This window comes from Novosphingobium sp. HII-3, from assembly GCF_002916655.1.
GTDB classification, from domain to species: Bacteria; Pseudomonadota; Alphaproteobacteria; order Sphingomonadales; family Sphingomonadaceae; genus Novosphingobium; species Novosphingobium panipatense.
This window is the reverse complement of sequence record NZ_PPSM01000051.1, coordinates 1-9,037: the sequence shown is the minus strand read 5'-3', so window position 1 is coordinate 9,037 and position 9,037 is coordinate 1. Positions and strand designations below refer to the sequence as shown.

Here is a 9,037-nt window from a genome sequence, read left to right as displayed (position 1 = left end):
ACAACCAACATCCCTGTACCCGCCGTCCGGAACCCAAACGGCGGCGCTTCTCATGATGAGATGAAGGGGGTCAATTTTAGACGCCGATCACCCCGCTAAGGGGGTCAATTTTGCACGCCGCTCCACATACTGACGGTCGGCAACCGATGTGGGCTCGCCGGAAAGGGAGTAGCCTGGATGCCGGATGCATGATCGAGAAGACGCCTCCGGCGGGCATCCGCGTCGTCGCACCGAACGGCGCGACGTCAGCCGACTTCTTCGACATTTTCTACCCGCTCGACGCTCTGCGGAGCGGAAAGCATCATCCCGAAGGGGCGTTCTGGATTAAAGGCCCTGGAGTTGCATCAGCACAGGTGCAAGAGACCGTTTCGCTACGGATGGTCGCTCCAACGCTCGCTGATCTGCTTGAAGTGCCGGGAGAGTTCAAGGCGCGCTCCCTCTTCGCTGAAGGAACAGGAAGAGCGGCCGCCTGATCGGCAGGACGGTTGTCTGACAGGCTGCGGATGCATGTCGCGCCAAATAGGGCCGCTCCATGAGAAAGGGTGGCCGGATCTTCCTCCGACCACCCTTTCATCGTGAGCCGCCTGCTTCAAGGGACGGAGAGGCAAGCAGCTTACGTCAGGTTTCAAGCAGCGGCGCTGCTTTCCTCGCCATTTTCAATGACGGTCAGCTTGCTGCCGCCGATCGCCACCTTCTTCGGCTTCATGGCCTCGGGCACTTCGCGGACCAGATCGATGACGAGCAAGCCGTCCGCCAGATCGGCACCGTCGACACGCACGTAGTCGGCCAATTCGAAACGACGTTCGAAGCCACGCTGAGCGATACCAACGTGCAGCAGTTCACCCTCTGGTGTTTCTTCGGGCTTGTTGCCCTTGACCACCAGGAGGTTCGCCTGTGCTGTGATGTCGATGTCGGCAGGCTTGAAACCGGCAACGGCAAGTGTGATGCGATAAGCATCCTGTCCGCGACGTTCGATATTGAAGGGGGGGTACTTATCGCCAGAAGTCGCCCGTGCCTGATTTTCGATCATGTCGAAAAGGCGGTCGAAGCCGACCATCGTGCGGCGATAGGGCGAGAAATCGATACGGTTCATGACAAAAATCCTCCGATGAGCAATCTTCGTTTATCAAGGGCCCGCGACGCGGCGCCCCTTCTTCAGGCCATCCCCTTGGCGGGCCATGACCTGCATACCTAGATATGGTAAGCCGCCCACCTTTCAAGGGCTGCGAAACAGGAGCTTGGCATGACTCAGCCTAAGATCGAAATCTACACCAAGTGGGGCTGCCCCTACTGCGTCGCCGCGAAGTCGCTGCTGGACAAGAAGGGCGTTTCCTATCAGGAATACGACCTCACGATGGGCGGTCCCAAGCGGGCGGAAATGCTGGAGCGGGTGCCCGGAGCAACCACGGTTCCGCAGATCCTGATCAACGGAAAGGCCTACGGCGGCTTCGACGACATCAACGCCCTCGATCGGGCCGGCAAGCTTAACCCGATCCTTGGATTGTGACCTTATGACGCGCGTCGCCTTGTTCCAGATGACGACGAGCATTGATCCTGCAGCAAACGCCGCTGCGATCGACGATGCCGTGGGCAGGGCACGCGCGGGCGGGGCGGTGATGCTGTTTACGCCGGAAATGTCTGGCCTGCTGGATCGAAAGCGCGACCGTGCCAAGACCGCGATCCGCAGGGAAGAAGACGATCCGGTCCTCGCCACTACTCGCGAAGCAGCGCGGCGCAACGGGATGTGGGTTCATGTCGGGTCGCTTGCCATTGCTCGCGACGACGGGAATTGGGCGAATCGAAGCTTCGTCATCGACGACAAGGGCGAGATACGCAGCCGCTACGACAAGATCCACATGTTCGATGTAGATCTGGCGACGGGAGAGACCTGGCGGGAATCCAGCGCCTACACGGCTGGCGATGCTGTGGTCAGCGTTGAGACGCCAGTTGGCCGGCTTGGACTTGCCATCTGCTATGATGTGCGGTTTCCTGCTCTTTTTGAGGCTTTGGGCAAGGCCGGCTGCGACGTCATCGCCATACCGGCAGCCTTCACCGTCCCTACCGGGCGCGCGCATTGGCATCTCTTGCAGCGGGCTCGTGCGGTGGAAGCGAGCGCGTTTGTCCTGTCGGCAGCGCAGGTGGGCCTCCATGAAGATGGACGCGAAACCTATGGGCACTCGCTCGCGGTGGATCCATGGGGAGAGGTGCTGCTTGACATGGGAGGAGCCGACGACGGTCGGGGAGCGGCCCTGGGGTTTGTCGACCTTGATCCTGCAAGGATCGCGCAGGTGCGCTCTCAGCTTCCAAGTCTTGCCAATCGGCGCGCTATCGCCAAATAGCCGCGTCATGATCGTCTATGACCTTGAATGTCGTGCCGCGCAGCATCGATTCGAAGGATGGTTCAAGTCCTCGGGCGACTATGCGCGGCAGCAGAAGCAAGGGTTCGTCGCCTGTCCCCACTGTGGTTCCACCAATGTAGCCAAGGCCGTGCAGGCGCCGCGCCTTGCCCGCAAGGGAAACCAGTTGCCCGAGAGGGCCGGAGTGTCTGCCGCAAAAGCCGCACCCTCTGCGCCTTTGGCTAAGCCCACGGCACGTGATGCGCTGCCACCGCAAGCCGTGGAACTACTGCAGACGCTGGCCACGATGCAGGCTGAGGCGCTGAAGTCATCGCGGTACGTTGGCGATAAATTCGTCGATGAAGCGCGTGCCATGCACTACGGCGAGCAGGACGCAGAAGCCATTCACGGACAGGCCACAGCGGCTGACGCAAGGGAACTGCTGGAGGAGGGAGTCGGCCTTGTGCCGCTGCCGTTCCCGATCGTGACGCCAGAGAAGGCGAATTGATTGCCAAGCCCGTATTCACCGGCTAGGAGGCCTCGGCGTGCGCCCGTAGCTCAGCAGGATAGAGCACCAGATTCCTAATCTGGGGGCCACAGGTTCGAATCCTGTCGGGCGCACCACAATCCCTATTTTATCCAGCATTTCCGGCACTTTCTTCCTCGCTAGCCAAACCATCCTTGCCAGCGCTAGCCAAACTTTCCATGGCAAGCGCGGCCATCTTTCTCTGCTCTGCCTCGCGGGTGTACCGGCTCACTTCGCTGTCGGTCTTGTGCCCGGTGATCGATTTGATGAGCTGATTGGAGAGGCCGAGTTCTGCCATGCGGCGTGACGCGGCTTTGCGCAGGCCGTGCATGGAGAAACCCTCCAAGCCAGCGGCCCGGCACTTCTTCCCAAACCACATGCCAAAGCTGTCGTAAGTGTATGGCTTGTTGCGATTGTTGATGATGTATGCGAGGTGCCCGGTTTCCGTTGCAGCGATGCTTCGCGCGAGGTTGGGGTGCAGCGGTATATCGACGATCTCGCCGGTCTTTAGTTGCTTCACACGGATCCAACCGTTCTTCACGTGCTGCGGTCCCATGACGCGAACGTCTGATTTGCGCTGCGCTGTGTAGAGGGCCAAATCGAAGGCGAGGCGGGCAGTCGTACCGATTGGATAGGCCTTCTCGAATATCTCGATCTGCTCTTCCTGCCAGGTCGCAAAGCCGCCCTTACGGGTCTTCAGCGCTCTTACTGCGCGGGCTGGGTTGTCGTTCCTCATTCCCTGACGTTGAGCAAAGTCAAAGAGTTGGCCGAGCCTTTTGCGAAGGTTATTAGCTGCGCTCGGGGTTGCCTTCATGCTGGCGATCAGGTTTGCGACGTTCCGGGCTGTCATGGTGCTGGCCTGCCGATCCCCGTACTTCTCACGGAATCGCTCAAGCTCTCCGCGATAGGTTTCCTGGGTGCTCGTCTTGAGGTCCGACCATTCAGTGCTTCGATAGAAGCGGGTGATAAGGTCGTCGAAGGAGCCGGGGCGAACCTTGGCCGCTCCGACCTTGATCTTCCCGTCACGCTCCCAGCTTTTGTATGCCTCGGTGAACTCCGGCGTCCCCACGCTGGCGGCGACGTAGATCGTCTGCCAACCGGTGCGGCGCAGGCGGATTCGCTCCTTTCCGCGGTTGTCGATGAACGCGCTGGCATACTTGGGCAGGGCCTTGTTTAATCGAGGTCGGACCATTCGTTCGTTCGATCTGCTTCCTTCGGGCGGCCGGGTATAATCTCGATCTTGCCGTTGGGGTCTATGACGATCTTTGCGATCTGCAGCCCCGCCAGTTGAACGCCGGCAGCGGCTCGCCTGACGTCGGCTTGGGTGAACTTAGCGGGCGCCGTCACGTATCATCCCCTTCGTTGTCGATGGGTGGGGTCATGGCAAACTTAGGCCACTTGCCGGTGAAACCACGCGGCGGACCGACATCGTTAGGATCGATCCCATCCTCCGCCATTCTTTCCATGGCATCCTGCAGTTTCATGTCGTGCCGGTGCCAATGATCGGCCCACGCTTCCGGCCCCCATTGATCCCAGACATGCTCACGCCCCCGTTTGGCGGTCATTTCGATCTCGAAGCCGAGCGACTGACGCCATTGCAAAACGTAGCCGGGCCACCAGCGAACAAGCTTTCCGCCGCACCCATAAGCCTTTGCTGGCTTGTCGATGTAGTCGCAGATGATGGCGTCGATCTCGTCCGTGCCGAGCACGGGCACACCGAAGCTGCGGAAACCAGTCTCGGACCAGAACAGCGATCCGGGCGGATTGATCGCATGGGTGCAGAAGCCGCCGCTCCAAGATATGACGCAGGGCACGCCTCGCACCTCAAGCTCGAACGGCTCGGGATCGCCCTCAGTGTAGACGGTGATCCTGCCGCCGTGGCTGTAGGCGCGTGTCTGAACCTCATGTGTCGGGCGTGGCTGCCATACCGGTGGCGAGGCGGGCGGCTCGATCAGCGCGAACATATCAAACTGCGTCACGCCACGATATCCTTCAACCGACGCAGGCAGGCCCGCGCCTCGATCTTGTTCTTGATCCGCTGGTATTCGGCCTGGCCGAGTAGCCCTGCATCCCGGAGCGCCTTTGCGCTGGTGGCGAGGATGGCGGGGTCCAGCGCGTTCAACTCACTGCTGTTCATGTGCTACCTCCTTCACAGGGTCCGGGCCTGTCACGATCCACACGGCAGAGGCCGCGATGGTTATGGCGCTGATGATGGCGATCCCCTTCCACGCTGCCGGCTGCGGCTTCTCGCCCACGGCGCGGGCAAGGCGCGCTTCCTCAGCCTGCATCTTGCGGTAGAGGCGGAAGACACGCGGGGCCTTGTACGTCATGGGGACGATGGGGCCGTACTTGGCGAGCCGGTCGGACTTGCCGGTGTGGTTGATCCACGTTGTCATGACGCGCTCCCTTCGCTGGTAGCTGCTAGGGCGCGGAGAAATGCCGCCTCACGCCATAGCCTGTTTGCTCTTCGCAGGCGCCGAGGGTCGGCCATCGCCCAATTGGCCCACATGCGATCGGCCTTCGCGTGTTTGCGCTCTGCCAGCGCCAGCAGTGCCTCACGATCCATGGTGGTTGCCTCCGAGGGCTGGTGCAGCGGGGAGAGGCATCCAGTGGGTGGGTGGCCATTCGGTGGTGAACCCGCCGTCAGTGCTCATCCATCCGCTGTCGGAACCGCCATGCATGGTCGCCCAGTGCGGTTCTGCGGGATCACCATATTCCGGGCACCGGCACGGGCCGCCGCAGTCACCAATGACGGGAGCTTCGGGCTCTATCCAAAATCCCGCTGTCACCCGGGCTGTCGGCAGGCCCTGATCGTTTTCAGGGTACGGCCCGGACAGGATTACCTCTGTCCCATCCTTCGGCGCCGTCTCAATCGGCTGCCAGCCCCCGCGCATCGCATCACGTTCAGCGATGAGGGTGAGGATTTCGGGGACGGCGTTGCGGAGGTAGGAGAGCAGTTCAGCGTTCGCCTTACCGATCGCATCCCAAGCCGAGCCGCCGTCTTCGTCGCGGTCGTCCTCGATCAGCTTGTGATCGCTGTTCACCGTGTCCAGCAGCGTGTGCCACTTTCCGCCTACGTCTGCGCCAATGAAGTAGTTGTGGTAGCGGAACTCATCGTCGGGCTCGTGGTCAGTTTCCCATGGTCCCGGTGTCGCCGCCTCGTGCAGGACCTTCAGGGTGTCATGTGACAGGCTCATGATGCGCCTCCTTCAATCCACCGCTTGATGCGTAGATAGGTTTCCACACTCGGAGACTTACCGGCCAACACCCGGCACAAAGTCGCGCGCGTTAGGCCCGCCTCGCCGCAGACTTGGTGCTGGCTCTTGCCGCGCGCCCGCATCTGATATGCGACCATGGCGCGGAATTGGCCGGGGTCGAACAGAGCATCGCTCATTATGCGCCTCCGATCTTGCGGGCGCGGTCATATAAAGCGAGGATGGATTTCACATCGGACATGTCGATGCGAAGGCTCCCGCTGGACGGCTCCGCATAAGAGCGGAGGTCGGCAATCAGTCTTTCAAGATTGCGATCCGCCTCCTGCTCCGATGGGGCTTCGGGCGCGCTGGGGGAGAGGGCGGCTTGCCAGTCCTTCAAGGCCGCAAGGACGGCCACCCGTTCATCGCGCAGTTCAGCCATCCCATCAGTCGCGACGTTCAACGCACCAGCGGCCAGCGCGAGGGTGTGCCCTGCCGTCCTAACCGCATCCTCCCCACCCGTCGCGGGCGCTTGCGGGCAACAAGGGGCGATGCGGGCATAGCGCCCGTGCTTGGAGCACTCGCCATAGATGCGATCCCTCAGCTTGTCCGCGTCGATCATGGCAGCTTCCTCCAAAGTCCCTTGGCGCTGGTATCGGCCACCGCCTCCACGGCTGCGTTCTTCTGCGTATCAGTCATGTTAGCGACCCTCCTTGCGGGGCAATGATGCGATCAGAAACAGGCCGAAGAGATAGATCCTCCAGCGTGTCCGAGCGGTCGTGGAATAGGCGCGGCTGTGTGAGCGCCAGCGCACGGCCTTGAGTGGGGTGAGGCAGAAGCGGGGCTTGATGCGTTCTCTCATCGCTCCTCCTCCCGCATCGCCCGGCGAAGGTCAGCAGCCTCGCCAGCAAGGTATTCCTCATGATTTGCCCAAGCCTTCTCGGCAGCGGCGCGGACGTTCGTGTCCGTCTCCAGCAACCGCCAAAGCCAGTTCGGCGCGACCTCTTTGCGGGCAGAGTAGATGCCGGTGGAGGGTTCAGTCAGGATTGCGTCGTCGATGTAGAACTCGCCGTCCTCAAAGCGCACCTTGAGGTCGAGGCCGAGGTTATGGCCGTCGTCGTCGAGGCCCTGTTCGAAGCCCAGAAACATATCCAGGGCGAGCGGAATGGCTTCAACCATTGGCATCCTCCATTTCGTCGATTTCGGATCGGATCGCGTCGATGGTGTCGCCGGTGACGTGAAGGCCATTGCTGACCCAGCCATCCTCTTCACCCTCGTATGAGGCATCGTAGTCAGGGTGGGTCGCGGTAAAGGCGGGCTCAGGCCAGCGGCCATGCTCGATGGGCCAACCTCGATACGGTTCGATGCTCATGGCTCAATACCTTCGTAGATATTCGATGGTCTGCCGGGATTTTTCCAGCTCGGCCTCCAGGTCGGCGACGCGGCGAGCCAGCAGCGTATCCCCGCCATGCTTGGCGACGGCGGCCCGGATTTCCTCACCCTTGCTGTAATCGGCGTAGGGATAGCGGTTCATCGCCCACTCCTTGCCGGTCAGCAGGGCTTGGACGGTCTGCTCGACCATCTGCCTGATCGCACCGGCGACGTTCTGCTCAGTGTCCGCCAGCAGATAGTCGACAACATCGCTCCAGAGCTTATCCCGGAACTCGTCGGCCACCTTGTCCACCAAAGGCTTGAGGTGCTCTGCGTCGAACTTCGCCATCATCGCTTCGGCAAGGCGGTTGCTCGCGAAGTACTCCGGGCCGAGCGATGCCGCGTAATGGTCTGTCGTGTCGGCGTCGGTGAACGTCGTAAGGTCGGTCACTTCGCTTCTCCCTCAATTCGATCGATCTGCGCCCTCACCTCATCCTCGGTGCCGCCGGTGACGCAGCCGTGCTTGTCAGAGCAGCCAGCCCAGCTTTCCTCGGGCTTCCTGGGGGTGGGGTCGCGGTAGATGGTCCAGCGTTCGGGCTGGTGCGGGGTGGTCATGGCTGGGCGTCCGAGTAAATCAGCACCGAACGCAGCCACCGCCAAACCATGCGCTTCTGCGCGCGGCTGTAGAGGCGGGCCGGAAGCCAAAGGAACTTACGCTCCGTCATGAGCGGGCCTCCCGTACCTTGGCATGCCCTATGGCTGCATCGATCTGAGCCCGAAGCTCGATAGTATCGCACTCGACGAGCAGTTCGCCGCGCTGGATGCCGTAGCCGTCCGTCAGTTCGTGGTAGCCGAAGTCAGGCGAGGTAGCCGTGAACATGCCGGTCGGGCTGCGCTTGATTGCCCAGCCACGGTAGCGTTCGCGATTGATCGGGAAGTTGATGATCTGAGCGGTCATGATACCCTCCGCTGATAAGCAGCCACGCACTCGCGCTGGCGCTGGGCGACACGGCGGCGTTCCTGCCATGCTGCGATGTGTTGAAAATGGGTCGGCGTCGGATTGCGCTCGCCAAACAGCGGCGTACCGGCGTAGGAGGTTTCGGCGTACATCAGGCCGCCCTCCGATCCTGGGCGGCGCGCCAGCGAGCCGCGTTGCGCATCCGCCGGGTTGCCGTGTCCGGGTCGCCGCCGAAATCGGATGGGTGGCCGAAGTGGACGGCAAGCGCGGCATCGACGCTGGGCACCTCAGCCTCAAGGTCGAGGTATTCGTACTGCCGGCCCTGTGCAGCCGCTTCCATGAACGTGCAGCCGAACAGCATGTCCACGTAGTCCCGGCGCATGTCGCGCAGAGCCTCAAGACCATCGCCGGAGAAGTGAAGCTGATCGTCTCCCATCACCACGATAGGGCGCGAGAGGTACAGCTCGTCTACGTCCATCTCGTCGATGAACCGGGCTACTGCCGGGGCTTCGTACCAGGCGGGGGCTTCGGCGGTGGCGGCGGTGAACTGCCGCACAAGGTCGCGCAAATTAACCACGGGGCGCCTCCACCTTGGCGAGGGCGGCGGCACGATTATCGCTATGGCGACGAGCCATTCGCTCCGAACGCCTGC

Annotated in this window: 21 protein-coding genes and 1 tRNA gene; 5 read left to right on the top strand and 17 right to left on the bottom strand. The window is 61.9% G+C overall.

Annotated features, from left to right (window positions below; translation table 11 throughout):
• Positions 1-188: 188 nt before the first annotated feature.
• Positions 189-473: a hypothetical protein gene (locus C2R25_RS16330; RefSeq protein ID WP_103730233.1), complete on the top strand. Its 285-nt coding sequence runs from the start codon at positions 189-191 to the stop codon at positions 471-473.
• A 152-nt stretch (positions 474-625) separates the two neighbouring features.
• Here C2R25_RS16330 and C2R25_RS16325 read toward each other — a convergent pair whose 3' ends face one another.
• Positions 626-1,093, bottom strand: coding sequence for an Hsp20 family protein (locus tag C2R25_RS16325; protein WP_103730232.1), 468 nt, complete (start codon positions 1,091-1,093; stop codon positions 626-628).
• Between the two features lie 150 nt (positions 1,094-1,243).
• Here C2R25_RS16325 and grxC point away from each other — a divergent pair, with 150 nt between their 5' ends.
• The 4 genes from grxC (at position 1,244) to C2R25_RS16305 (ending at position 2,960) form a co-directional block, all read left to right on the top strand.
• Positions 1,244-1,507 carry a glutaredoxin 3 gene (gene grxC / locus C2R25_RS16320; RefSeq protein WP_103730231.1) on the top strand — a complete coding sequence of 88 codons (264 nt, stop codon included), beginning with the start codon at positions 1,244-1,246 and terminating at the stop codon, positions 1,505-1,507.
• 4 nt (positions 1,508-1,511) lie between these two features.
• The gene (locus C2R25_RS16315) at positions 1,512-2,339 is read left to right on the top strand and encodes a carbon-nitrogen hydrolase family protein (RefSeq protein WP_103730230.1); all 828 of its coding nucleotides are present in this window, start codon (positions 1,512-1,514) and stop codon (positions 2,337-2,339) included.
• A 7-nt stretch (positions 2,340-2,346) separates the two neighbouring features.
• Positions 2,347-2,844, top strand: coding sequence for a DUF1178 family protein (locus tag C2R25_RS16310; RefSeq protein ID WP_103730229.1), 498 nt, complete (start codon positions 2,347-2,349; stop codon positions 2,842-2,844).
• A gap of 39 nt (positions 2,845-2,883) precedes the next feature.
• A tRNA-Arg gene (locus C2R25_RS16305) sits at positions 2,884-2,960 on the top strand.
• A gap of 11 nt (positions 2,961-2,971) precedes the next feature.
• Here the strand turns inward: C2R25_RS16305 and C2R25_RS16300 are convergent.
• The 16 genes from C2R25_RS16300 to C2R25_RS16250 form a co-directional block, all read right to left on the bottom strand.
• Positions 2,972-3,931, bottom strand: coding sequence for a tyrosine-type recombinase/integrase (locus C2R25_RS16300; RefSeq protein ID WP_158250705.1), 960 nt, complete (start codon positions 3,929-3,931; stop codon positions 2,972-2,974).
• 104 nt (positions 3,932-4,035) lie between these two features.
• Positions 4,036-4,209 (bottom strand): hypothetical protein, encoded by a 174-nt coding sequence (locus C2R25_RS20545; RefSeq protein WP_158250704.1) that lies wholly within the window; start codon positions 4,207-4,209, stop codon positions 4,036-4,038.
• Positions 4,206-4,841 carry a hypothetical protein gene (locus C2R25_RS16295; protein WP_103730227.1) on the bottom strand — a complete coding sequence of 212 codons (636 nt, stop codon included), beginning with the start codon at positions 4,839-4,841 and terminating at the stop codon, positions 4,206-4,208. The genes C2R25_RS20545 and C2R25_RS16295 overlap by 4 nt, the downstream gene beginning before the upstream one ends.
• Positions 4,838-4,999, bottom strand: a complete 162-nt coding sequence (locus tag C2R25_RS20540; RefSeq protein WP_158250703.1) for a hypothetical protein — start codon at positions 4,997-4,999, stop codon at positions 4,838-4,840. Before C2R25_RS20540 ends, C2R25_RS16295 begins: the two co-directional genes overlap by 4 nt.
• Positions 4,986-5,258: a hypothetical protein gene (locus C2R25_RS16290; RefSeq protein WP_103730226.1), complete on the bottom strand. Its 273-nt coding sequence runs from the start codon at positions 5,256-5,258 to the stop codon at positions 4,986-4,988. The genes C2R25_RS20540 and C2R25_RS16290 overlap by 14 nt, the downstream gene beginning before the upstream one ends.
• A gap of 159 nt (positions 5,259-5,417) precedes the next feature.
• Positions 5,418-6,059, bottom strand: a complete 642-nt coding sequence (locus tag C2R25_RS16285) for a hypothetical protein (RefSeq protein WP_103730225.1) — start codon at positions 6,057-6,059, stop codon at positions 5,418-5,420.
• Positions 6,056-6,256: a hypothetical protein gene (locus tag C2R25_RS16280; RefSeq protein ID WP_103730224.1), complete on the bottom strand. Its 201-nt coding sequence runs from the start codon at positions 6,254-6,256 to the stop codon at positions 6,056-6,058. Before C2R25_RS16280 ends, C2R25_RS16285 begins: the two co-directional genes overlap by 4 nt.
• The gene (locus tag C2R25_RS16275; protein ID WP_103730223.1) at positions 6,256-6,678 is read right to left on the bottom strand and encodes a hypothetical protein; all 423 of its coding nucleotides are present in this window, start codon (positions 6,676-6,678) and stop codon (positions 6,256-6,258) included. Before C2R25_RS16275 ends, C2R25_RS16280 begins: the two co-directional genes overlap by 1 nt.
• A 78-nt stretch (positions 6,679-6,756) precedes the next feature.
• Entirely contained in the window at positions 6,757-6,918 is a 162-nt protein-coding gene (locus tag C2R25_RS20535; protein WP_158250702.1) for a hypothetical protein, read from the bottom strand.
• Positions 6,915-7,235: a hypothetical protein gene (locus C2R25_RS16270; protein ID WP_103730222.1), complete on the bottom strand. Its 321-nt coding sequence runs from the start codon at positions 7,233-7,235 to the stop codon at positions 6,915-6,917. Before C2R25_RS16270 ends, C2R25_RS20535 begins: the two co-directional genes overlap by 4 nt.
• Positions 7,228-7,428 carry a hypothetical protein gene (locus C2R25_RS16265; RefSeq protein WP_103730221.1) on the bottom strand — a complete coding sequence of 67 codons (201 nt, stop codon included), beginning with the start codon at positions 7,426-7,428 and terminating at the stop codon, positions 7,228-7,230. Before C2R25_RS16265 ends, C2R25_RS16270 begins: the two co-directional genes overlap by 8 nt.
• A 3-nt stretch (positions 7,429-7,431) precedes the next feature.
• Positions 7,432-7,878: a hypothetical protein gene (locus C2R25_RS16260; RefSeq protein ID WP_103730220.1), complete on the bottom strand. Its 447-nt coding sequence runs from the start codon at positions 7,876-7,878 to the stop codon at positions 7,432-7,434.
• Complete coding sequence (locus tag C2R25_RS20530; RefSeq protein ID WP_158250701.1) at positions 7,875-8,042, bottom strand: hypothetical protein; 168 nt, start codon at positions 8,040-8,042, stop codon at positions 7,875-7,877. The genes C2R25_RS16260 and C2R25_RS20530 overlap by 4 nt, the downstream gene beginning before the upstream one ends.
• Positions 8,043-8,148: 106 nt before the next feature.
• Positions 8,149-8,385, bottom strand: a complete 237-nt coding sequence (locus C2R25_RS16255; protein ID WP_103730219.1) for a hypothetical protein — start codon at positions 8,383-8,385, stop codon at positions 8,149-8,151.
• Positions 8,382-8,537, bottom strand: coding sequence for a hypothetical protein (locus C2R25_RS20525; RefSeq protein WP_158250700.1), 156 nt, complete (start codon positions 8,535-8,537; stop codon positions 8,382-8,384). The genes C2R25_RS16255 and C2R25_RS20525 overlap by 4 nt, the downstream gene beginning before the upstream one ends.
• A partial coding sequence (locus tag C2R25_RS16250; RefSeq protein WP_233204077.1) for a hypothetical protein occupies positions 8,537-9,037 on the bottom strand: 501 nt, incomplete at its 5' end. The genes C2R25_RS20525 and C2R25_RS16250, both read right to left, overlap by 1 nt.